We start from the raw sequence: 23,023 nt of genomic DNA on the forward strand, positions 1-23,023 counted from the left end.
TGTGGTGGCTCGAAGGGACGGCCCAGCCGGTCTGGCAGATCCTGACCCGCGTCGGAATCGACCTGTTCGTCATGCTGGTCGGCGGCGCAGTCTTCGCCGTGTTCTGGGTCGAGACCACCGACATGGGGCCGGAAGCGACGGCCAAGCAGATCCACAACTCCGGGATGCAGATCCCCGGCTTCCGGCAGAACGTCGGCGTCATCGAGAAAGTCCTTGAGCGGTAATTCCGCAAGTGACTGTCATCGGTGGTGCGCTCGTTGGTCTTCTGGCTGTTATGGCCAACATGCTGGGCACCATCGGTGGCGTCTCCGGTACCGGGCTGCTGCTGACGGTCTCCATCACGTACAAGCTGTACGAGGAGATCGCCGAAGAGCAGCTCATGGAGATGCATCCGATGATGCGCCAGATGTTCGGATAGAACGCCCGAATATCTACACTTCTGGCTCTATTGAAACCCTCTTGCCGTCTGGCGGTTTGCTTAGAAGCTAGTGTTGCATGGGATCCGTGAAATACGGTGGGAAGAGTGGCTCTCCCTAACGTCCACGCTGAAGGTTTTCAACAGAGCCACACTTCTTTAGATCCGCTACGTCTCTTGAGCGACTGCCCCGGCTTCAATTTTCTCCTGTCAAGAGATGGTCAGTGTGAGCCACGTCGCAATTGCCCTGCATGAGTACAAGGGCGATTTTATTTTCACCGAACACGGCTGAGCTCGTATTGAATCATTCGCAATCTCCCCTTTTGAGCCAACAGCTACTATGGGAGATCGGGACAAAAATCACGGGCAGTACTTGAACAGTCAACCTAAAATATCAAAAAGGCGGTATCGCACCACCGTCGGTAGTTCCCATTGGAAAAAGAGATAGTCACAACTAATAGGGTTAGGTTCTCAGGAAACGTCTGGATGGGTGTCTATGAGATTTCTCCGGTTGGCCGTGCTCGCCCCGCCGCGGTGCGGCGGGCGAGCACTGCCTATCATGTTCCGCTTCGAGGTATTCCGCGAATGGGTTGATCATGCGCTTGACGAGACGCTACGTCGGAAATTGGAAACACCGACCGACCGTACCGGAATCCCGGCATCCTACAGCCAGCTGGACGCGGGTTGAGATCGCCCGCTTCTATAGTAGCCATTGAAAATCAATGCACACTCGACCGCACGACTGCAGTGCGGTCGGTGTGTAAATCGTTTCAATTGTTACTATAGCAGCAATATCGTGAATGACGGCGACTTCGCTTCTCGTCCAAGGTGACAGCGTTCTCACCGACTGAGACCACCGTTTCCGTTCGACTGAGTGGCCCGGTCGATCTGATTTCTCTCCTCTTCCTCCAGAAACTGAGTCAGCAATCAGGACTGATGGGAACTACCGACAGTCTGATGACCCCGCCAACGTGGACGACTATCAAATTTCGAATAGGACAGACGGGCGCTCGGCTCCGCAGCGGTCAGCCGTCTGTGCCGCCGCGAGCAACTGCTCTCGTGGTCTCCTGTCTGTCCCCGGGTGGTTCCTGAGGTTCCAGCAGTATACAAGTATTTTTCATTCAGGAATTTAAGAGCACTGCGGTGATGTCTTCCGTGATCGATACCAATCCCAAATCCAACCACGCTCAAACGATGGGTTCGATGACTCGATCCAACATCGCACCCACCGTGCGTGTCTCCTACAGGTCAAGTCCGACTGTCGAGCCATAATAAATCCCTTCGTCTCTGAACACTGAACCATTGTCGGTTTTGTGGACTCCCCACTCGAACATGAGCGTCGGGTAGTCGCTGATAACGACCGGACTGTTCTGTGCCGTAGTGGCGTCGGCTCAGAGGTCACATCTATCGCTCCACCACGACGAAACAGTATACCCAACCAGTAGTGCGAAAACTGGGGTGGCCACGGCACGATACCGAAAAGATTGGCTTAAAAAAGTTAGCACAACAATACCTAAAATAGACAGCATTGGTATCGTCCATAGTTGTAACAAATTTATATCACGCTGCTTGATAAGTTTACTTAGGCCCAGTAGAGTCAGTGGGATGACAATAAATAGACTAATATTATGCAAGTACTTCCATCCCGGACCGGAGTAAGCAAAGTTAATTACGGGATTAAAGAATGCAACCCCGCGAAGGATGAATAAGACCAATAAGTCTGGAAGATTAGTAATGAAAACTATTGGATCAGTACCGGTGACAGCACCGTGTTTGTATTCTGAAATAATGAACTTCTTATATCCATTATAAATTATCCAGCCATTATTCCACGCTCCGGAGATACTACCTGATTTGTTTCCACCTCGAAGCATGGCATTCATCGGGATAACCGCCAACAAGCTTACGAGTACAAAGACAATCTTCCACGAACTAAACAAGGCTATTCCGCCTCTTCTTTCTCGGACGATCATATCGCTAACGACCCATGCCACAACGATCGGGACACCATGAGGTCGAAGAATTGCAAGCCAGGCAAAAACTCCAAAGACAGCCAACTTCCTTTGTTGGGTTGGGTTAGCATGAAATATAGTGTACGAATAAAGTGCCAACGCCATTGCGAAAATTGAGACCGTTTCGGTTAGTATTGCGATATCCCACCGAAACGCGTCGTATGAGATTGCCAGAGCTAGCCCTGCCACTATGCCAGCCGTCTTATTTAGATGCTGTGCCGCAGTATAGTAAACTAAGAGACAGGCAGCAGCAGAAAGCATTACTTGGAAAAAGACCCACAATTGGAGATTCTGGCCAGAAATACTGTAGACAGAGCAAAAAGGCACCGTAAAACCTATATATGAGGGCCCTTTTGTGAAGGTGATAATTCTGATTGGGTCTGAGAAGAGTAGGCTGCAAGTTTCAATATAGGTACCTGTATCTGGTGGCGTTCTAGGGTGTGGGTATCCAGCATGAAACCAGTGAAAAACTCTGAGCGCGAAGGCGATAGAAAATATAGAAAGTGACGTCAAACAATCGTCAATTTGAGTATAGGAATCCGGAATTAGATTCCTTAGGTGATCTCCGATAGTTGACGAGACCATATCTATATTTGGACCTATTCGCTATTGATATAAAACTGTCTACTCTCTACCTTTCTGGACAATATTAAATAGGCACAGCAGTAATGACTTGTTTCTGGATTACTTACTGAACGGAACTTAGGATGAGTAACCTTCTGTATTAATAACCGCTAAAACCGTTGCTCATTCGAATTGTCTTAATCCACTTTGTTTACCATTTGATTTTTCGTCAAAATATATTTTGTGGCTCACTTTTGATCAGTGTATCCAAGAGCGTGTAATTGTTCATTTACCGAAACTATCTCGGTGCGATTCGTCTCAATTTCGGGAGTATACGAACCAGTGTCCGTCGCAGTTGTTCGGACCCACGGCACTTCGCGGAGGATTTTCATCGGTAGTTCTGGATGTCCCCAGATATCCTTTTCTCCGAAGGCATTCGCGTGGTCTGCTGAAATAACTACTTTTTCGGCATCGATATTATTCAGTAACACTTCAATGTCGTCAAGAACATATCGAAGATTTTCAACGTATGCATCCCAAATTTCCTCCCAGGAGTGGTCATTTGGTTTACCCTGTTCCCAAATCCACTCGGCATCATCGGAACCTCCGTCTCGAATCCCGAATCCGAGCGGGTTTGGAACGCTCGGAAAGTGAGGTTGCATGTAATGAGCCATCAGCCGTGCATTAGGATCTTGCCGGTGGACATTGATAGCGTGGTTGGTCACTGACCGCGCCAATGTTGTCCCCGCATCCTCGTTGTACTCTGTTTTCCACACTTCGACGAACTGTCCGAATTCGGAACCAGTCAGTAACCTATCGGAGTTGGGATTCGCGGTTACATAATTTGTATTCTTGATTTCGTCTTGGTATCGGTCGGTGAATGTCCGCCTCATCCAACTGGCGGAAGAACTTCCGACAGAATAGTGCACTGGTACATCTTCAGGGATGAAATTGTATTCGGACGCTACCGCGCGAAGCGCGTCAGGGCGACACGCATCTAACAGAAGTAGCGCATCCCAATCGTCCTCATAGACGGATTGTCCACGGTATGTTCCCATCCAACGTCTATACCCATACCGGGCTTTCCGGACCATAGCTTCGCCAAGATATTTTATCCCTTCACGGTGATATGCGGAAAGGGTGCGGAAAAACAAATTCCTCAGAGTCATAGCGAGTTTACAATCTCACCCCAATTATAACTAACCCATGTACTGCGATGACTTGACCAGCGGATGTTACGCAGCCATACATTTGGATTCGGTCGCTGTATATTTATCTCTTCCACCTGTAAAAAAATAAACCCATTAACGCCTCAACATTATCTTTTGGCTGAAACTCAAACCTTGGTTGCGTGGCGGTAGCGAGCGTCTCCTATAAGACGGTCGTTACTGGTGGGTCCTTTGTGCGTCTTCGATCAGCCGTTCCAACAGCGGTGGTGAAGAGTAGCCAAGGAAATCGCCGAGTTCGTGGAAAATAAGCTGGGTGTGCGACCAAGGGCCTGATTCTGTGTCTATACTCCGGACTATGTGAGTAATTCGGACAGTTCTTGATCTAAATCTGATTTTAGGGCGTCCCAACAGTGGTCTTGTACCCGTGTGAAATTATCCGACTTCAGCCGTTGAATCGTCGTCTCAGAGCCACTAATGTCGTCAATACGCTCCGCCAACAGTGCTGGGCTATTTTCTGTAAGCAGTTGCGATTCATCCAATAAATCCGACGTTGGTACGGTTTCCGTCGCGATAACGGCGTTGTACGTCAACATATACTCGAATATCTTGATTGGGTACGCGTACTTGAAGTTGTTCAAACCTCGCTTGTACGGTAACAGACAGAGACCGATATCCGCTCTGTGTAGCTCCCGAAATACGTCTTCGTGGCTTAGTTCGCCAAGATACTCAACACGTTGAGATTCATCCACCATCTGAACGAACGGTTTATCGAGCGATTCGTTGAAATTCTCCGGTCTTGCCGCGGCATCAGGCGTTGGTCCAACGAGCGATAGTTCCACTTCATGATTGACCTGCTGCATCGCGTCCAGAACGATATCGATGCCTCTATGATAATACATACTCCCAACGTATATGATACGAACAGGGTCGTTATTGTCGGCTGAACATTCATTTTTTTCCTCAACACCGTTACAATCAACACCACCCTTGAGAAGGATGTTCTTTGGTTTATCGAAGTCTACGTACCCACTCAAATCCGAATATACCCTGACGTCTGCGTGTTCCCCTGCGAACAGTTCAATCTCAAACCGGAGACGATGATAAGCACCTCGAATGCTGTATTTTTCCCCACCTACGTGGTTCTTGACGACGCTGTACCTACCCTCTGGTACATCAGGTGCCAGCAATATCCACTTGGTCCCCAGTACAAGTTTCAATAGTATCGATGGCACAACCGCTTCGGCACCCTGTAGCGTATATATCGTCTCGGCCTTCCTGCCGATGACTACGGATGCTAAGAATACGAACAGCGGGAACAGTAGGCGTCGGACGCCACCGCTACCTGGTGGTGAGTAAATCTGGCTGGCTTTGTCCGATAGGGCCTGTGGAATTTGGTCGGGTTCCGAACGCACGATCAAGAGAGTCTTATGATTCGAACAGACGTAGTCGACAAATTGGAATTGAGCTCGCGAGGATGGTCCAGACACGTCTTCAAGAATCAGAATAGCAGGGCCTGACATATTATTACAGTCGAACTGTCGGTATTTGACTTATTCGTCTCGGTTACTCAGCCACTGACCTATGGCAGGGATGTCCAAGTTGTATTTTTCCAACGCTTGTTGAACGAGTTCACGCTCGTAACTTCCGATTGCAGTCTTTCCAACAGTGAACAGGTAGCCGAGTGTAACTGCGAAGAGAACTGGTATCGTAACGACTGTGTCGGACAGCCTAACGACATGCCTACTAAACCAAAACAGAACTCCTAAACAGATACCGCTGTAGGAGACGACGGCGGTTATGTTCCGTGGTATCGACAGTATTCCAGATTTGCGATAGATTTGCGTCCCTATCAGAATGTTCCGGAACGCATAACTCAAGCTTGTTGCAACCGCCGCTCCCTCGGTCGAATAGCTCGGAATCAGGAGGACATTCAGAAAGATGTTCAAGACTGCGACCAGCACACCACTTAAAAAAAGGAACTGCGAGTAGCCGAGCGCCTCAAGTGAATCCCCGTTCGGGCCAGTGATAATATGTGTAAAAAAGCCTAGTGTCAGAATTACTAGTGTCAGTGACCCCGCGGTATACTCCATGCCATAGATGACCGCAATAATTGGCTCAGAAAAAAGTATAAATACAGATACAACCGGGATTGCCACTATTGCAGTCCACTTCACTATCAGCCGGTAAATCTGTTGAAACTCTTGTTTCTCCTCATTTGAATCTAATTTCGAAAGCGTCGGCATTGCGAGGTAACCAGTCGATTGTGGAATAATTAGTAACAGCGATGCGAGTGGATACACCACATTGTAAATCCCAACTGGTCCACTCGTGGTTGAGTAATATGAAAGCAAAATTGTATCAATATCAGTCAATATTTTATACGTCACTCCGGACAGTGCGATTGGTATTGAGAACGTGAGTACTTTTTTTGAGATCGCAGTATCTATTTCAATCCGATTCAGATATTTGCTGAGATAGTAGATACCCACAATCGACGAGAGGAGATAGCCTGCCACATATACGTACGAAAAGTCCACCATGGAACCGCCGATGTATATGAGAGTGAGGAACCCACACAGTTTGGACGCTGGGTACAGTACATCATCCATCAGGATTTTCGGAATCGTCTGGTTCATTCCCCTGGCTGCTGCCACAGACAACTGAACGATAATAAACGGAATGACAAGAAAAGAGAACACTGCAATTGTTTTCGCAGCCGCTTCGTCCTGGAGGAATGTCGTGGCGATCGTCTGTGACGCCCCAAAGAGTACCACGCTCACGATAGCGGAAAGTGGCATTCCGATGATGATGCCAGTCCAAATTACCTTCGAACGGTCAGCAGTGTCGTCGTAGCGGGGAATAAAACGCGCTATACCATTGTCTAACCCCATCCGAAGCAGGGATGTAATAAATAGCACAAGTGTCAGAGATGCGGCAATGCTCCCGAAGTCTTCGGGCCCAAGATACCGCGAGATTGCGACTTGGCTGGCAAAGCCTAGCAGGTATTTGACTGACAGACCAAAAAATACGAGTATTGAACTTTTGAAAATCGCGGAGAATGCGCGTTTCATTTCCTCGGGTGAGTGCGTCTCTTTATTATGCTGTGTCGCTCATAATGGGTCTCGCCACTCATCATCCTACTGACACTTAACACCGGCGCCGTCAGCGGCAATACCTTCGTTTTTGAGGCCTCACAGCAGTAGATTCGATCAATCATGAGTGGTCTTTTATATATGTTCTGTTTCCACAGCAATATTATATAACCGGTATCGATATAATCCTTCGAAGTGTTCGTCTATCAGATGTCGGCCCCGGCGTTACTCTACCCCCACCATCTTGACCTTTGGAATCCAATCCACACCATCCATCGGGAGTTGGCTACTGCGCTCTCTGACAGGTATCGAATCGTCGGGTTTCGAGATGGAGTCGAAAGTCCTGTCGAAACTATCCACACCAAACGAATCCGAATAGACGCAAACAGGCTCAAGAAGTCGGTTTCATATGTCCGGGCGTACGGCGACCGATACGATCTCGTTCACATCGGCCCGAGTCCTCGACACAGACTCGCAAAATTGTCCCAGCTGCGTGGCGCCAAAATCGTCCATACACTCCACTCCACACCGCAGGATTCGGCTGTTATAACCAGACAAAAATCGCTCTCGAAAAAAGCAGACGCGTTGACGGCGGTCAGTCCGTACGTTCGCGAGTGGGCGGAGTCGGAACTCGACTGCAACAATGTGTCCGTTGTTCCCAACGGCGTCGATTTAGACCATTTCACCCCGGATCGGGCGCCGACCGAACAGCGGAGCTTGCTATTTATCGGCCGCTTCATCGAGCGAAAGCACCCGGAACTTCCTGTGCAGATAGCGCGGGAAATACCGGAATACACAGTAAAGATGCGTGGGGGGGACGCGTCGGATATAGCCGGTCCCGTTCCGGAGAATGTTGAATTCCTTGACTACCTCTCGTACGACGAGCTAGCGGACCTTTACGCAAGCTCTCAGTGTATTCTTTGTCCGTTCGAACGCGAAGGGTTCGGGATGGTCGTGATAGAAGCGATGGCTGCTGGTACGCCGGTTATCGGTCTCAATCATGGTAATCTTTCACACCTCATTACAGATCGGAACGGCGTTCTCTGTGAATCCACCGACTCATCAGAGTGGGAAGATGCGATACGACGAGTCATCAATAGCTATAACGCCTTCTCTCCAAGAGAGACAGTACAGAAGTACGCATGGTCGGAAATAGCCAATAAGTACGACAATATCTATACCTCCCTCTTACCATCTAATGAGTGACCCCCTAATAGTACTTACCGTCGCTCTCTGCACTGTCGGAATATTCACGACTCTCATTACCGCCCGTGCTAGATCATTCGATGTATCGGTATTTTGGCCTCTAGCTGCGTTCTTTCTCCCGTTGCTGATTGCGACCGTCAATCTCAAGCTCGGTGTGCTGCCCGTATTTTCAGACGCACAGTTCTACGATCAGCTTGTGTGGGACACGAGCCTCGCTTGGAGGCGCGGTGAGCTTCTTCCGTCGACATATCACAACCTCCGGACACAGGCCTATGCGTCAATAGTTGCGGTTCTGTACACTGTCGCTGGACGGTCACCGTTTCTTGCTATCCTCCTGAATACCGCTCTCTGGGGCCTTGCTGTCTGTTACTGGCTCCGCCTCAACCGAGAGGCGTTCGACGTCCGCTCCGAGGTCTTCGGTGCGCTCCTCGTTGCATATCCCGCCGGACTAATCTATGCGGCCAGCTTCCTCCGAGAGGCTGTGATGTCGCTGCTGTTGGTGCTCACACTCCTACATCTGTCCCGGTGGTTCCGGACGAAGCGATTCAGTAGTTTATTCGTGGGAACCCTTTCTTTCGGCGCATTGGCAGTATTCCGTCCCGAGACACTCCCGATTATGCTCGTCGCCGGGAGCCTGACGCTGGGTTTCGATTTGTTTAGTGAAGTGAGCCGGTTAAAGAAGTCCGCTCTGCTCGCGGTGACAACCTGCTGTTCAGTCGCGCTGCTTCTTGTAGCCGACGTTTCCGGATACTATAATCCGTTCCGCGTTGACTTTCTGGAGACCAAACGACAAAACCTAGCTCAATACTCCTACTCGTACCTAGCTAACTTATCTTACAATTCTTGGTTCGATGTAGTCCTCTATTTACCCGTGCGTATCTTCCATTTCTTGTTCCAACCGTTCCCATGGTATCCTCAAAACTACAGTCTGACCTTTGCTACTCTCGATGCCCTCTTTTTACTCGTTGTTGTTCCACTTGCTATTATCGGTATCAGCAGGTACTGGTCAGAACTGTCCAGTGAACATATACTGCTGCTGGCATTTGCAACTCTGTCGATCGTCGGCTACGCACTCGTGGTCTCTACGAAGGGTGCGGTGACGCGGCGCCGACTGCTCTCGATGCCGGTTTTACTTCTTTTTGCCAGTCTGGTGCTACCCAGGATACGTGTGATTTATCTGTCTAATAACCGTGGCTGACGAATATTAGGCGTTCTACCGAATAATCCACTGGCACTACCGGATATACACTAATCTAATACTACTTAATTTCAGTACAATATCAACCTAATATTTTGAAATCGTGTATATAGAGTCCAATTTGTATTTTTGTCTGTTCCATCTAGGTGAGTAGGTTTAAATTGGGTTCTTGCTTAGGCCGTCTATATGGCTGACTCTAAGATTGTGAACGACCCGATTCCTTCTAAAACATGCGTCGTCGTCGGCACTCGGCCAGGTATCATCAAAATGAGTCCGTTGATAGGCGAACTCGAATCCAGGGATGTAGACAGCTTCACCATCCACGCCGGTCAGCACTACTCGTACGAGCTGGACGGGAAGATGTTCGACGATCTCGGTCTGGACAAACCCAAACACAGGCTCAGTGAGGTAAAAAACAAAGAGTTCCACGGGGAACAGACCGCGGCGATGCTCGAAGGCATCGAGAAGATCCTGCTCGAAGAGCGGCCGGAAAACGTACTGGTCTGTGGTGATGCTAACTTCAACCTTGCCGGCGCGCTCGCGGCGCGAAAGCTCCGACTGACACTCGGTCATGTGGAAGCAGGTCTTCGAAGTGACGATTGGCGAATGCCCGAAGAACACAACCGGGTGATGATTGACCACATCTCTGATTATCTGTTTGCCCCGACTGAAGGGACTCGAAAGAACGCGGAAGCGGACAACGTGAAAGGCGAAGTCGTTGTCTCCGGAAACACGATCGTCGATGCAGTGCAACGGAACATAAGTATCGCCCGCAATTCGAGCACAGTACTTGAGGATAGGGGCCTCGCCGAAGGGGAGTATATCGTGTTCACCGCTCACCGTGAGGAGAATGTGGATGACCGGAAAGTTCTCACGGACCTCATCGAAATCATTGAGCGCACGACGACGGAACTCGATAGATCGGTAGTCTATCCGATTCATCCCAGAACTGAAAAACGACTCGAACAGTTCGGACTGCGTGAGGAGATCGACGCTATCGAGGAACTCATTCTGACCGACCCGCTCGGATACCTCGATTTCCTCCATCTCATGGCTGAGGCTGAAGTCGTTCTCACTGACAGCGGCGGCATCCAAGAGGAATCGTGTATTCTCGGCGTCCCCTGTGTGACCCTTCGGGAGAACACTGAACGGCCCGAAACAGTCTCTGTCGGAGCGAACGTTGTAGCTGGGACCGATCCCGACCAGGTTCTGACTCGCACGAGGGAGATGCGACAGGGGCCCCATGAGTGGGAGAACCCCTTCGGTGATGGAACTGCGGCGGAACAGATTATCGACACTGTACTCGACGATTCCCAGTAAACCGTCCAATGTCCTCAAAACGTCTACTGCTTCCCTACTTGGGCCGATGGAACCAGTTTCGAAAGTCCCGCTTCCATCAGATTGCAGAGCGTCTCGTAACCCAAGGCTTCGAAATCCACGTACTGCAAACCCCCGTAACTGAATCCGACGAGGTTCTCTTTCGCGAGCGAGACGTCGAGACACCGGACGGCCTCATCCTTCACGATGCGGACCTGAGCGATTGGCTCTGGAACAGCCGGTGGATGAACAAAGTTCTTCAAAAAGGCTACCACGGCTTCGGGACTCATTCTCAGGTGCAGGATCTTATCGAAGCCCAGAATATCGACGCGCTGTGGTTGTACAATCTTCCACACTACAGGCTAGCTGTCACTGCAGATGTCCCCGTGATATTCGACTATGTTGACGATTACGTGGCGATGCTCAACAGTGAACTCCAGCTACTCGACAATCCGGCCGCCAAGCGTGTCGAACACTTCTTTTTCGCTCATATTCTCCGCAACGCTGACCTCGTGTTCTCTATCTCCAACGAACTGCAGCAGACGGTCCAGCGGCTTGCGCCGTCGACTCCCTGTGAAATACTGCCAAATGGCGTAGACGATCAGATATTCCCGGTCACAGACGGAGTCGATAGACCGACACTCCACGACCCAGTTACCGTTGGATTTGTCGGTTCTTTCGAGTATTTCATCGACTTCGACATGATATTACAGGCGGCAAACCGCCTGCCAGAGTATCGTTTCCTCCTTGTCGGGGACGGTCGGGAGTTTGACCGCGTTGAACGACTCGTTGAAAAATGGGGTATCGATAACGTTGAGTTGCCCGGTCTCGTTGATAGCGAGGATATCCCATCGTATATCGACCAGATGGATATCTGTCTCAATACGTTCAAACGGGTCCCAGTTGCGCATTCCGCTGTCCCACTCAAACTCTTCGAGTATCTGTCGATGGGCCGGCCAGTGGTTAGTACCTCTATCAGAGAAGTCCAGCATATTGATTCGGGATATCTCTATTATGCAGATACACCCGATGCACTTGCGGGCACTATCCAAAATATCGTCCGTGAGTATGATAACGCCGTCAAGCATACGCTCACTGCGAAAGAATCAGTAGCAAACGTGTACAACTGGGACGTTATAGCCACCGAATTTGCATCTAATCTTGAAAAATATGACGTGCTCTGACAGATCATGTCTTCATTTTGATGTTTGCTGAACAGTTTCGGAGTGGCACCGTAGCGACCGTACCAGTCGTAATTTATATAATCACATCGTAGTCCATCTGTGCACGTCTGCCTGATTTTCCACACTCCTTTCCCGAACACATTTTCAACAGCAATTCAGGAAACGGTTCGTCATCTGGCCAAACATGTCGAAGTGACCGTTATTGCAGCCGCTGACGAGCGTGAGACGGTCATGTGGAACGGAGCAACAGTTCATCGACTGGTCTCTGACACTTCCACCGCGAAATCACTGGATCCGACTCGCTTTGGAATCAAAGCGAACCGGCTCGTGTCCGAACTAAACGATGCCCAGGGAATTGACATCGTCCATCTTCACGCCTTCCCTGCCCTCGGTGCCGTACTCACGACGACACAGGGGATTCCAGTGGTTGCCGATATCCGTGGAACCGCCGTCAGCAACTGGGTGTTCGAACTGGTCAGTCGAATAGGACTCAAACTCCAGCGGCGGCTTGTCGACGAAGTGATAACCGTCTCCGAGCCAGTTGCAAGACACATCTTCGGCCCCGACCCCGGTGTGTCTATCGTGCCACTGGGAGTCGATCTGGCTAAGTTCGACCCGACTACGGTCACACCGGTGGAGCAGGACAGCGACAGTGTCACGGCTGTGTACGTCGGTCATCTACACCCGTCGCGAGAACTGGAAACACTAATCGAAGCAGTTGCAACCGCGAAAAAAGAGACACCGCAACTCGACTGTCTCATCATCGGTGATGGTGACGCCAGACTCGATTTGGAGCAGTATGCCGCCGACTGCGGTGTCGCCGATCACATCGAGTTCGTCGGTTCTGTGCCCCACGAGGAAATACCACGGTGGCTCGTGGCTGCCGATATCGGACTCGCTTACGTCGCAGACAAACCACAGTATCGACACCAGCCACCAATCAAGACGGTCGAATATCTTGCTGCAGGCCTTCCGGTAGTCGCAACGAACACCGAGGGGAACGAGCAGTTCGTCGACGAGACTGTCGGCATTCTAACGGACGGAAGTGCATTAGCATACGGGGACGGCCTCGGTGAACTATCCCGGAAATACAGCCAGTTTTCGGCGGCTGACTTACGAAAAAGGGTGGAACGATATGATTACGGGTACACTGTCGAGAACGATCTGCTCCCGATTTATCACCATCTCACATCGCAGTGACCGCCGGGACCCCTTCGAAAGCACTGAACAGCACGGTAGGGTGATTGAATCTCACTACGCTAACGGGCGCTAATTTACTTCGAAGGCCACCTCTTCCGTAGTAGTAAACTCGCATACATAAATACCCCGTACAACTGCCGAACAACAATTTTCAGATCGAACCAGAACGACTGTTCCCGGATGTCCTTGATGTCGTAGCGGAGTTTCGTTCTGGGAATCTCACTGGTCACCCCGTTGATTTGGGCCAGTCCAGTCAGGCAGGGTTTGACGAACCATAGCTTGCGTCACTCGTTCGTCTCGGCTTCGAGGTATTCTTCCTCGTCAGTCCAGGCGGCACGTGGGCCGACGACGCTCATATCGCCGACGAGTATCGACCACAACTGCGGTATCTCGTTCAGATGTGTTTGGCGGAGGTACCGACCGACGCGCGTGATTCGATCGTTGTCCTCGTCGGTGGGCATGGTCGTCTCCTGGCCGATCATCATTGTCTGGAATTTGTAGATGGTAAACCGCTCGCCGAAGGCAGCGGTTCGGGTTTAATTGCACAGCACTGGTCCGGTCGAGTCCAGCTTTATGACGGCTGAGATGAGTAGTATGAACGGCGATAGACACAGCAGCGCCAGCCCGGAGAAGATGATGTCGAAAGCACGTTTGACGACATAATCCTGCCCACGGCTCCAGATGCGTATCCACGAGTTCCAAACTCTCCGATTCCGAGATAAAGACACTGTCGGCGTGCTCGCGGTGGACCTTCGCTTGGACGCCATGTTCGAAATACGCCGACAGCGTGCCGAAGAACTCCTTGCAGTCGGGGTGTTCGAAGGCCAGCAGGACGGTGTCTATATCGTGTTCCACGAGCCCTTCGCCAAGCGGAAAGAACCCGCCTAGACGTGGGAGTTGCTCCAGGTTCTCGATGGTGACACCGCCGTCGGCGATACGGCAGTTCGAAGTCCTGCGCTGGACGTTAGCTGGGGCGACAAGTCCAAGAATTGGCACCGCAGCGCTCTCGTGAAGGGTCTGCATGATCTCGATGCCGTCGCCCACAATAATCGCCCCCGAGGAGACATGCGGCCGTTGTCGAATCGTGATGAACCATAGCTGCAAGGCGACTGAGAGTGCGACAATGGTTGCAATAAGGGTTGTCCGAGGTAGCCATGACGACCAGTTGAAATACCCCAGCATCGCCAGCACGGCCGCGGTGAGGAACACTCACTTATCGGTCAGCGATATCGTATCGAGAATCCGCCGCCGTCGGGGTTTAAATAGCGGGCACAGCATGATGGTGGTGAGATCACTACCGTCATTGCAACCTGGTCCAGTAGAGCACTGCCTGAGTACGTCGCTGGCTGGAGATTATCGAGTGGTGAGACGGTTGTAACGAGTATCTATACGGGTGAAGCGTTTGCGATAACTACGGTGGCCGCGACGATTACAGGAGCTCCGAAAATTGTTGCCAGTCGGTACCGCCATCCAGATTGCATCGCCGGATAGATTGTGATTACGATATAAAAATACTGGGTCGTGTTTAGTTAAGCGTGAAAAGTGAGGCGGGCGGATTTCTTGCTGGTTCATGGCAGAAATCGGCCGCCTCAGCGGACATAGAGAGTGGATTGATTTGGATTTTGTGGAGCGCGAGCGGACACCCAAGCCAGCGATGGCGCTGGGTATTCAAGCGCACGTTGCGGGGCTGTCGCTGTCGAATACCGTCGAATTACTCGACTCGCTGGGTGTCCAACGCAGTCGAAAGGCCGTCCACGATTGGGTTCAGAAAGCCGATCTACAGCCAGAATCCGGTAAATCACCGAATCAAGTTGCGCTCGACGAAACAGTGATTCGCATCAACGACCAGCAGTTCTGGCTGTATGCCGCCGCCGATCCGCAGTCGAACGAACTGCTTCACGTCCGGTTGTTTGCGACGACTACGACCACCCTCACAGAACTTTTCCTGCGCGAACTTCGGCAAAAACACGATGTCGAAACTGCCGTCTTTCTCGTCGATGGCGCTCAACACCTCCAAATTGCACTCCAACGAGCTGGACTCCGCTTTCAGATGTGTCGCCACGGAAATCGGAACGCCGTCGAACGGATTTTCCGAGAGCTGAAGCGTCGAACCTCGTCGTTTTCAAACTGCTTCAGTCATGTCGAACCGAAAACCGCCGAAAATTGGTTGCAGAGCTTCGCTCGATGGCTCAATGCTACTAACTAAACACTACTTCGCTGAGAGCACCGTCATTGAGTCCTGTTGGATAGAAACGTGCGGAAAGCACACGAAACGTACTCTTTCCTCACTGGACCGAGTTAATCACAGCGAATCACCACTGGGACTGTATCACATTTGCCCCTATTTCATTATCTCAGATATAGCCATTGATATCAGCTATTTCATACCTAAGTCAACACCCTAAGACTGATTCAACTCTGATCTCCCCGTCTGTTAGTAGCTCTGCTGCCGTTCATGATCGGTTCTGTTGTCCGCAAGAATGTGTATGAAAGTGAATCGAGTGCAGCTAGGTACTTTGAGCAGGGATACTTCTAGAGAGATAGGAGCTGGTTAGTCAGATAGCGTCGAGAACGCGTATCAGTACAAAATATATATCGCTGGGTTGACTTCCAGTAACGGTTTGTGACCTCAAAAACACCAGAGGGAAACCGATTATGAAAATCTTAGTTCGCTGGTATCTCAGAGAGTTGATGGCCTCCTATTGAGGGACTCGTCTTTGGGCAGAGGCGAATAGATGCCTACCGAAGTTATGAACGCTACAAGTAGCCGATCCGAGCACGACACAGAAGCGTATACATTCCTCGATAGCCGAGTGTGAGTTGGTTTGTTTGCAAATGCCCAGTATCACTTTAATTGCTCATAAATCGCATGAGGCCACGCTGATAGGACTCTTCATCCTGTCCATATCTCAACCGAGTTTTTCACTCTAGGATTCGACGAGTCTTACACCGTGAAGCTGGATGAATCAGGGCAAATCTGTTGGTTTCCGGTCTTTTGTTTTTACGAGGGATAGTATCCACATAGAGCGACACCCAATAAGAAACGTAGGCTAATTCTCAGTACCGGGTGAAACTCAACGATGTTTCTCGACTATTTTTCAGATTGGCATCTGTCCTAGCTGCACTTCATATCCAAGCTTCCCAAGGCCTTGCGGACAAGAAACCGATTATGAATGAGAAGTGCGGAACTGAGTGAGACAGATATCGACTCTGTCTATGTCTCAGGTCGTTAGGTCGATTATGAACGGGATGGAGTATCGATAGGCCGCAATCATGGCTGGGTGATTCTCGATCTTAATCGAATTCAGCTATTGACTTTCCTTGTGACGAATTATCAGTCCCTCAAAAGCGTCGCCAGTTGATCCGATCTGAGCCTGCATTTCTAGCCTGAGGAGCCACCATTCGCAGATGATATCTGTCGAGTGAGGTTGGAGCTGTCGCTGTCGGCGGCGATCAGCCGCCGACGCGACAGCGTTGCCACTCACGAAGAGGCGTGCTCGGTCGGTGATTAGCGGTAGAAACTGTCGTCAGGTGGCCGATTAGTGGAGACGGTCCGACGCACCGCGAAGGCCGTCCATGCTGCTTGACACAGCATGTTGATGAACTCTTCAAACATGGCCAGAGGCGACGCCCGCCACGGCGGGGCCTCGCCACTGGTGCTTGGACACATCTCAGCAAGCAGGCGTCTCAACTAACCGGCTTTGTGATGTACTGATTATATGGCTCTGTTGAAGCCCTCTTCACGTCTTGCGGTTTCCTATATCGGCTCGTTTCAGCCACTTTGGCCGTCCACGGCGAATAGAGCATCTCTCCCGTATGTCAACGATGAAGGGTTTCAATAAGGCCGATTATATTATAAATTACAGTCCGTCACTCAGGATTTCGCTGTGATAGATAGACGAATGCATACCCCCACCTTCCCGTGAGTAACGAGTGTTCCGACATCCTGTCGGAACCGAAGAGTGAACAGGCGGAGATCAATGAATCACCCCCCCTCACATCGAGTGTGATTTACAGTCTGTTTGACATTCGGAAAGCCATGGTAGTTGGAGAGATACACTGGCGAAAAATAGAGCGACTGGATGAAGCTGTCCAGAGTCGTATCCAGCGATAATCCAAACTGTGGTGTACAATGAGAGGGAGTAGATCTACGCTGCAATCGACACCGAATCGGAGCTACCCTCGCGCGCGCTCCAGAATCGCATCACGAGCCTTTTTTGCACACGCTCGGCCACCGCGGTCAAAATGCAGCGTGTTCGGATTGACCGGGTCGCTCAGCAGGCCGCCGCTGTCAACCGGGACGTCGACCTGCTCGATCTGGATGTAGCCGATGGTGATGCCACCGTCGTAATTGACACCAGTTATTTCCTCGACTGGAATCTCTCGGTTGTTGAAACTCGAGCGGTCCACACGCGTGATTGCGATGTAGTCCTCGTAGACTGCGAGGGTGCTGTCCTGGAACTCACAGACGACGTCTGCATCCGGATGGTCGGCCGAGGGGTCAGTGCCCGCGTCGGTGTCGCTATCGCGGCTCCACGGGAGATCTATCATGACACTCACGTACTATTAGCCGTCGCAAAAGCATTTGGCACAGTACCAGAGCACGGAGCCACTGACCACGCATCCAAGAACGCCCGCGTCAGTGCCGCGACTCCGGAGCGAAACGTCCGTATATCGACCGAATCTGAGTCGGGATAGAACCGCTTGTGCTCTTCCTGAACGATGTCCTCGATGGTTCGATGATAAAGCGTCTCTTATCGTATCGGTCGTTGCTGATGGATTTTCTGCGCATCCTCGATTAGCCGTTCTAACAACGGTGGCGGCGAGTAGCCGAGGAACTCTCCGAGTTCAGAATGGATGAGTTGGACGTGCGACTGAACTCGGAGGAGGATAAAATGGGTTCCCTTCTCGGATTAAAACCCGTATTATCATCACAGGGGCCCGCCAAGAATTCGGTAATGCATATTAGCATCGTCGGGAGCGGCTATGTCGGGACGACAGTCGCGGCCTGTCTCGCTGATCTCGGGCACGAAGTCGTAACGATAGACATCGACGAGGACATCGTCAGCGCCATCAACGACGGCGAGTCGCCGATACACGAACCCGGGCTCGACGAACTCGTCGCCGAACACGGCGGCGGTCGCCTCCGGGCAAGCACCGACTACGACGAGATCCTCGACACCGATCTGACGATGCTGGCGCTCCCGACGCCCTCGAACGACGACGGGAGCATCGACCTCCAGTTCATGGAAGCCGGTGCGGCATCCGTCGGCGAGGCACTGGCCGGCGCTGAGGGTTCGGCCGACGACCCGCACCTCGTCGTCACGAAGTCGACTGTCGTCCCGAACACGACCGAGGACCGACTCGCTCCACGTATCGCCGACGCCGGCCTCGAACGCGGGACGGACTTCCTCGTCGCGTCCAACCCCGAGTTCCAGCGTGAGGGCACCGCAGTTGCGGACTTCCTGAACCCCGATAAGCTCGTCTTCGGGACGGACGACGACCGTGCGACGGCGCTTCTCCGTGACCTCTACGCACCGCTTCGCGAGGCCGCCGACGGCGACGTGCCGGTCGTCGAGACCGGTATCGCCGAGGCCGAGATGATAAAGTACGCCAACAACACGTTCCTCGCGACCAAGGTCAGTCTCATCAACGACATCGGGAACATCTGCAAGGAGTTCGGCGTCGACGCCTACGAGGTCGCTGACGCTATCGGGCTCGACGACCGAATCGGCGAGCAGTTCCTCCGGAGCGGCGTGGGGTGGGGGGGTTCTTGTTTCCCGAAGGACACGGACGCTATCATTGCTGCAGCACGAGAACTGGGCTACGACCCGGCGGTTCTCTCTGCAGCCGTGGAACTGAACGACGCCCAGCCCGAGCGGCTCCTCTCCCTACTCGACGACCACGTCGACGTGTCCGGAAAACGCGTCGCCGTGCTCGGACTGGCGTTCAAACCCGGGACGGACGACATCCGGAACACGCGAGCGGTTCCGGTCATCGAGGGGCTGCAGGCGCGCGGCGCAGAGATCGTCGCCTACGACCCCGTCGCGACCGAGAACATGCGCGAGCGCTATCCCGACATCGAGTACGCCGACTCGGCAGCAGGCGCTCTTGAGGGTGCGTCCGGCGCAGTCGTCGTCACCGACTGGGACGAGTTCGCGGCGCTCGACGCCGAGTTCGACGAGATGGCCGACCCTGTCGTCGTCGACGGTCGCCGCATCATCGAGCGCCGGGACGGCATCACCTACGAAGGGCTGACTTGGTAGTGCGGTCAGTTCCGCGCCCGTATCCGTCTGTCGAGGACGGCTACCGTGCCGGCAGCGAGTAGTGCCACCACGAGTACGGTCGGGTCCGAAGACACGTACAGGCTCGGTGTCGGCGGCCGCCAGTTCGTGAACGGATACAGCCAGGCGCCCGCCCGCCCGTCGGCGTACACCCGCAGCCCATCCAGCAAGAGCGAGGTGAGGCCGCCGAAGGTCACGAGGCCGTACACGCGTCCCCAGTGCCGCCGCTCGAACGCGATGGAGATGGCTCCAGCGACCAACAGGACGCCCCCGAGTGTCGAGAAGGGCACATAGGTGAACGGAATGCCCAGAAGCGTTTCGACCGTGGTCTCGTCGATCACGATTTCGACTTTTCTCAGATCGGGAATCGCCGCACCGCCCATCCCGACGACGACCCAGCGCCGGTCGAGCCAGCCGACGCGCCAGCCTGCGACCGTGAGGATGGCGTACGGAACGAGCAGGTGGGTCAGCAGGTCAGCCATCGCGTCCCTCCAGTGTCCACGTATCACGGTTGAGACGCCAGTACCGGACGAACAGGAGCAGGAACCCGAGTGCGCCGATAGCCGAGGCGCCGTACTTGTAGAACTCCGCCCACCGGCTGCTGTTGACCACCTCGACGCGCTCGGCCGAGATTGTCTGATCCGGTTCGAGCGTTCCGTACACCTGGACCACGCCACCGGGTTCGACGGTCGCTTCCGTTCCAGTGACTCTGAGTGTAATCGCCGTCCCGTCGCTTTCGGCCCTGATATTCATCCCGCCTTTCCCTGTCTCGGTGACGGTCCCAAACACCATGAGCTGCTGTCCTACGTGCGAGTCGTATTCGGACGAGAGGTCTGCAGCATCCGGATACGGTGACCACTGCTCTTCTGTAACCTCTGCGTGGACGAACAGCCCTCCGAGTGTCAGACACAGCCCGAACAGGATGAGGACACGAACCCAGACGCGCACACGCTGTCTTCTCTCGGTGGGTGTCATGGTCGTTTCGCTTCTGTCGCTCGCGGAGCGAAACGAACAGCCGATTCCCCGGCCGTCACCCGACTGTCACGTTTCCGCCGTCGTACACTGTCTGTTCCGGCACTTCGACGGTCGCCTCGCCGCCGTCGGCAGTCGTCACGGTGTACGTCCCGGGGTTCGGGACGGTGACAGCGAACTCACCGTTCCGGTTGGCTGTCGTCTGGCGCTCGTATGGGACCTCTCTGTCCGAGACAGCGACCGTCGTCGCTACAGAGACGGTCGAATTCGGGGCCGCAGTGCCTCGTACCGTCCCACCGGGGACGACCGCGAACGCCCTGTGGCCCCCGTCCTCGCTCACGAAGAGCGGCCGGTAGTGGGCCAGGCCGTCCACATCCCCGTTCCGGCTTCCGAAGTGCTGGTGTAACCGGACGTACATCGTGGTCGGTTCCTCGAGCCCGGTCCCCGTCGTCACGACGTATCCGGCTCGTCCGGAAATTCGGTTATAGGCCTCTTCGGGGGCCGTCGCTGCGAGGAACGGCCCGTACGTCTGTCGGGCGTCGGCGTAGCTCTCTGACTCGCCGCTGACGAAGTAGTTGTACACGCGGTTCTGTCCCCAGCGGCTGAGCACGTAGTTCTCGGGATGTTCGAGTCCCCGGTCGGCGGCGTCGGCTTCGACCGCAGTCGCCGCGCCGTACGTCCCGTCTTCGACGAGCACCTGACTCGTTTTCACCGGCACCTGCACCATCCCGAGGCCACCGAACAACAGGAACAGCACGAACAGCGACACGAGAGCCCGGGAGTCCGGCACGAGTGCGTCTCGCAGGTCGCTGTTACTGGTTGTCAGCACCGGACGGGCGACATCGACCCACGAGGCGGCCCAGACGAACGCGAGGCCGGCGAACAGCGAGAGAAACGGAGCCAGTTCGCCGACGAAGCGGACCTGAATCACGGCGAGAGCGAACAGAACCCAGGCGTAGCTACTGGCGATCAGCCAGCCGCTTCCGTCGTTCCGAGCGAGGCTGATCCCCCACACCATCGCCGGGAGCGCCAGCAGCAGCGTCAGGCCGAGCAGGAACAGGAAGCCAAAGGCGTCAGCGCTGAACAGTCCGTACGTCTCGGCGATCCCGTCGGAACGGAACAGCGTATCGAGCCGCCTGCTGAACGTTCCCCACTGTTCCGTGAGGCCAAAGCGGAAGACTATCAGGGCGACGACACCCAGCCCGACGTCGACCGCTACCAGCTGCCTGGCGGTGCCTCCGAAGCGCCTGGCTGCCTCTGCTGTGCCGATGACGACGACGGTACCCGCCGTCAGCAGTGCCGGTGTGCCAGCGACGAGCGCGGTCTGCCAGCCGGCGATACTGTGGACCGCGCCGGCAAGTCCCGCACCGAGACCGACCCCGGCGAGGACCGGCGCGTTCCTGACCAGCGCCGACCGGTCGTTCGATACATCGAGCAGTGTCTGTCCCAGTACGACCAGACTGACCGGCAGGACGAGCAGTGGTCCGGCCTCCCAGGCGAGGACCTGGCCGGCGATACCGACTCCGATGCCGACCGCGGCGAGCCACGGTTGTGGACGCCGAAGCGACGCTCGGTCTGTGACCGTCGTCAGTGCGACCACGAGCGCCAGTGCAGTGAGCCCCAGCCATGGATAGTCGAAGGCGTGGTGGTCCGCGAACCCCAAACTCGTCCGGAAAGCGTGCCCCGGAATAAACGCCAGAAAGAGGACCGATGCGAGACCGACACGTCGGTCGCTGGACACCCGAACCGCGAGCAGATAGAGCAGGACGCCCGTGACGAGTGCCGACACGACAGGATACCACGCGAGAACGTGGCCGATGACGTCTTTGCTCCCGCCGAAGAGGCTGGCAACCAACCAGAGCGTTGCGACCATGAGCGGCTCTCCGTTTGTGACGCTGCCCGGAAGTACGGCGAGGGCCCCGGTATCGGCCACGCTGCCGGCGTTCGCCGCGACCTGTTCGACGTGATATCTGTAGTAGTAGGGGTCGTTGCTCGATAAGACGATGTCGCCGCCGCGGTAAATCGATCCGATGACGTACGTTCGGGCGACGAACACGACGGCCAGCGCGGCGACGAGCAGGCCGGCTGCTCGCGCGTCGACGTCGAACTCCAGGGCGTCCCCGATAGCTACACCGCGCCCGCTGTCGCTACCGACCTCGGATTCGCCGTCGAGGGCGGCCCGCACGGCCTCGGGGTCGGCGACGCGATACTGCTCCCCGTCCTTCTCCACGATACCCGCTGAGACGAGTTCGCCGAACTGTCCCGAATCGACGGGGATGTCGTCGAACGTCCAGCCGTCCCGTTCGTCGTCGACGGCCAGAACTGCCGCTGTCGCCTCTCGTAGCTCGGGCCGGTCGTCGAGTACCGCTCCCGCCCCGGGCGTGTCGCTCATGTGTCCCCTCTTTCCGGT

General features: G+C 53.9%; 16 protein-coding genes and 3 pseudogenes. 9 read left to right on the forward strand and 10 right to left on the reverse strand.

Annotation, left to right across the window (positions count from 1 at the left end; genetic code table 11):
- Positions 1-418 (forward strand): annotated as a pseudogene (locus KZ498_RS05085) (preprotein translocase subunit SecY); the annotation flags it as partial.
- A gap of 1,388 nt (positions 419-1,806) precedes the next feature.
- Here the strand turns inward: KZ498_RS05085 and KZ498_RS05090 are convergent.
- The 4 genes from KZ498_RS05090 to KZ498_RS05105 all read right to left on the reverse strand — a co-directional run bounded on the left by KZ498_RS05090 (position 1,807) and on the right by KZ498_RS05105 (position 7,231).
- On the reverse strand, positions 1,807-3,012 hold the full coding sequence (locus tag KZ498_RS05090) for a glycosyltransferase family 39 protein (RefSeq protein ID WP_312617386.1): 1,206 nt from the start codon (positions 3,010-3,012) through the stop codon (positions 1,807-1,809).
- Between the two features lie 227 nt (positions 3,013-3,239).
- Complete coding sequence (locus KZ498_RS05095) at positions 3,240-4,160, reverse strand: hypothetical protein (RefSeq protein ID WP_312617387.1); 921 nt, start codon at positions 4,158-4,160, stop codon at positions 3,240-3,242.
- Between the two features lie 353 nt (positions 4,161-4,513).
- Positions 4,514-5,572 (reverse strand): glycosyltransferase, encoded by a 1,059-nt coding sequence (locus KZ498_RS05100; RefSeq protein WP_312617389.1) that lies wholly within the window; start codon positions 5,570-5,572, stop codon positions 4,514-4,516.
- A gap of 138 nt (positions 5,573-5,710) precedes the next feature.
- Complete coding sequence (locus KZ498_RS05105; protein ID WP_312617391.1) at positions 5,711-7,231, reverse strand: flippase; 1,521 nt, start codon at positions 7,229-7,231, stop codon at positions 5,711-5,713.
- Between the two features lie 231 nt (positions 7,232-7,462).
- On the opposite strand from KZ498_RS05105, the gene KZ498_RS05110 reads away from it, so the two are divergent.
- The 5 genes from KZ498_RS05110 (at position 7,463) to KZ498_RS05130 (ending at position 13,357) form a co-directional block, all read left to right on the forward strand.
- On the forward strand, positions 7,463-8,458 hold the full coding sequence (locus KZ498_RS05110; RefSeq protein ID WP_312617393.1) for a glycosyltransferase family 4 protein: 996 nt from the start codon (positions 7,463-7,465) through the stop codon (positions 8,456-8,458).
- Positions 8,451-9,656: a hypothetical protein gene (locus tag KZ498_RS05115; protein ID WP_312617395.1), complete on the forward strand. Its 1,206-nt coding sequence runs from the start codon at positions 8,451-8,453 to the stop codon at positions 9,654-9,656. The genes KZ498_RS05110 and KZ498_RS05115 overlap by 8 nt, the downstream gene beginning before the upstream one ends.
- Before the next feature lie 186 nt (positions 9,657-9,842).
- Positions 9,843-10,976: a non-hydrolyzing UDP-N-acetylglucosamine 2-epimerase gene (gene wecB / locus KZ498_RS05120; RefSeq protein WP_312617397.1), complete on the forward strand. Its 1,134-nt coding sequence runs from the start codon at positions 9,843-9,845 to the stop codon at positions 10,974-10,976.
- Positions 10,977-10,984: 8 nt separating this feature from the next.
- The gene (locus KZ498_RS05125; RefSeq protein WP_312617398.1) at positions 10,985-12,157 is read left to right on the forward strand and encodes a glycosyltransferase; all 1,173 of its coding nucleotides are present in this window, start codon (positions 10,985-10,987) and stop codon (positions 12,155-12,157) included.
- Between the two features lie 99 nt (positions 12,158-12,256).
- Positions 12,257-13,357 carry a glycosyltransferase gene (locus KZ498_RS05130; RefSeq protein ID WP_312617401.1) on the forward strand — a complete coding sequence of 367 codons (1,101 nt, stop codon included), beginning with the start codon at positions 12,257-12,259 and terminating at the stop codon, positions 13,355-13,357.
- 74 nt (positions 13,358-13,431) lie between these two features.
- On the opposite strand, the pseudogene KZ498_RS05135 reads toward KZ498_RS05130, so the two are convergent.
- Positions 13,432-13,842: pseudogene (locus tag KZ498_RS05135) on the reverse strand (sugar transferase).
- 280 nt (positions 13,843-14,122) lie between these two features.
- Between KZ498_RS05135 and KZ498_RS05140 the strand changes: the two are divergent.
- Positions 14,123-14,245 carry a hypothetical protein gene (locus KZ498_RS05140; protein WP_312617403.1) on the forward strand — a complete coding sequence of 41 codons (123 nt, stop codon included), beginning with the start codon at positions 14,123-14,125 and terminating at the stop codon, positions 14,243-14,245.
- A 682-nt stretch (positions 14,246-14,927) separates the two neighbouring features.
- Positions 14,928-15,563, forward strand: coding sequence for an IS6 family transposase (locus KZ498_RS05145; protein ID WP_312617404.1), 636 nt, complete (start codon positions 14,928-14,930; stop codon positions 15,561-15,563).
- Between the two features lie 1,302 nt (positions 15,564-16,865).
- Here the strand turns inward: KZ498_RS05145 and KZ498_RS05150 are convergent.
- Positions 16,866-17,011: pseudogene (locus KZ498_RS05150) on the reverse strand (ISH3 family transposase); the annotation flags it as partial.
- A gap of 522 nt (positions 17,012-17,533) precedes the next feature.
- Positions 17,534-17,908, reverse strand: coding sequence for a hypothetical protein (locus tag KZ498_RS05155; RefSeq protein ID WP_312617405.1), 375 nt, complete (start codon positions 17,906-17,908; stop codon positions 17,534-17,536).
- A 407-nt stretch (positions 17,909-18,315) separates the two neighbouring features.
- On the opposite strand from KZ498_RS05155, the gene aglM reads away from it, so the two are divergent.
- Positions 18,316-19,623 carry a UDP-glucose 6-dehydrogenase AglM gene (aglM, locus tag KZ498_RS05160; RefSeq protein ID WP_312617406.1) on the forward strand — a complete coding sequence of 436 codons (1,308 nt, stop codon included), beginning with the start codon at positions 18,316-18,318 and terminating at the stop codon, positions 19,621-19,623.
- A 5-nt stretch (positions 19,624-19,628) separates the two neighbouring features.
- Here aglM and KZ498_RS05165 read toward each other — a convergent pair whose 3' ends face one another.
- From KZ498_RS05165 to KZ498_RS05175, 3 genes are all read right to left on the reverse strand, one after another.
- Complete coding sequence (locus tag KZ498_RS05165; RefSeq protein WP_312617408.1) at positions 19,629-20,123, reverse strand: hypothetical protein; 495 nt, start codon at positions 20,121-20,123, stop codon at positions 19,629-19,631.
- A complete protein-coding gene (locus KZ498_RS05170; protein ID WP_312617409.1) occupies positions 20,116-20,589 on the reverse strand; it encodes a hypothetical protein in 474 nt (157 codons plus the stop codon). Before KZ498_RS05170 ends, KZ498_RS05165 begins: the two co-directional genes overlap by 8 nt.
- Before the next feature lie 82 nt (positions 20,590-20,671).
- Positions 20,672-23,005: an STT3 domain-containing protein gene (locus tag KZ498_RS05175; protein ID WP_312617410.1), complete on the reverse strand. Its 2,334-nt coding sequence runs from the start codon at positions 23,003-23,005 to the stop codon at positions 20,672-20,674.
- Positions 23,006-23,023 lie beyond the last annotated feature (18 nt).

The organism is Haloarcula sp. 1CSR25-25 (genome assembly GCF_032027985.1).
GTDB lineage: Archaea > Halobacteriota > Halobacteria > Halobacteriales > Haloarculaceae > Haloarcula.

Bases quoted from the DNA above. Each gene is read 5' to 3' on its own strand.
- KZ498_RS05175 (WP_312617410.1), bottom strand. From the start codon at position 23,005: ATGAGCGACACGCCCGGGGCGGGAGCGGTACTCGACGACCGGCCCGAG.
- KZ498_RS05110 (WP_312617393.1), top strand. From the start codon at position 7,463: ATGTCGGCCCCGGCGTTACTCTACCCCCACCATCTTGACCTTTGGAAT.
- KZ498_RS05095 (WP_312617387.1), bottom strand. From the start codon at position 4,160: ATGACTCTGAGGAATTTGTTTTTCCGCACCCTTTCCGCATATCACCGT.
- wecB (WP_312617397.1), top strand. From the start codon at position 9,843: ATGGCTGACTCTAAGATTGTGAACGACCCGATTCCTTCTAAAACATGC.
- KZ498_RS05145 (WP_312617404.1), top strand. From the start codon at position 14,928: ATGGCAGAAATCGGCCGCCTCAGCGGACATAGAGAGTGGATTGATTTG.
- KZ498_RS05090 (WP_312617386.1), bottom strand. From the start codon at position 3,012: ATGGTCTCGTCAACTATCGGAGATCACCTAAGGAATCTAATTCCGGAT.
- KZ498_RS05165 (WP_312617408.1), bottom strand. From the start codon at position 20,123: ATGGCTGACCTGCTGACCCACCTGCTCGTTCCGTACGCCATCCTCACG.
- aglM (WP_312617406.1), top strand. From the start codon at position 18,316: ATGCATATTAGCATCGTCGGGAGCGGCTATGTCGGGACGACAGTCGCG.
- KZ498_RS05125 (WP_312617398.1), top strand. From the start codon at position 10,985: ATGTCCTCAAAACGTCTACTGCTTCCCTACTTGGGCCGATGGAACCAG.
- KZ498_RS05105 (WP_312617391.1), bottom strand. From the start codon at position 7,231: ATGAAACGCGCATTCTCCGCGATTTTCAAAAGTTCAATACTCGTATTT.
- KZ498_RS05140 (WP_312617403.1), top strand. From the start codon at position 14,123: ATGTTCGAAATACGCCGACAGCGTGCCGAAGAACTCCTTGCAGTCGGG.
- KZ498_RS05155 (WP_312617405.1), bottom strand. From the start codon at position 17,908: ATGATAGATCTCCCGTGGAGCCGCGATAGCGACACCGACGCGGGCACT.
- KZ498_RS05115 (WP_312617395.1), top strand. From the start codon at position 8,451: ATGAGTGACCCCCTAATAGTACTTACCGTCGCTCTCTGCACTGTCGGA.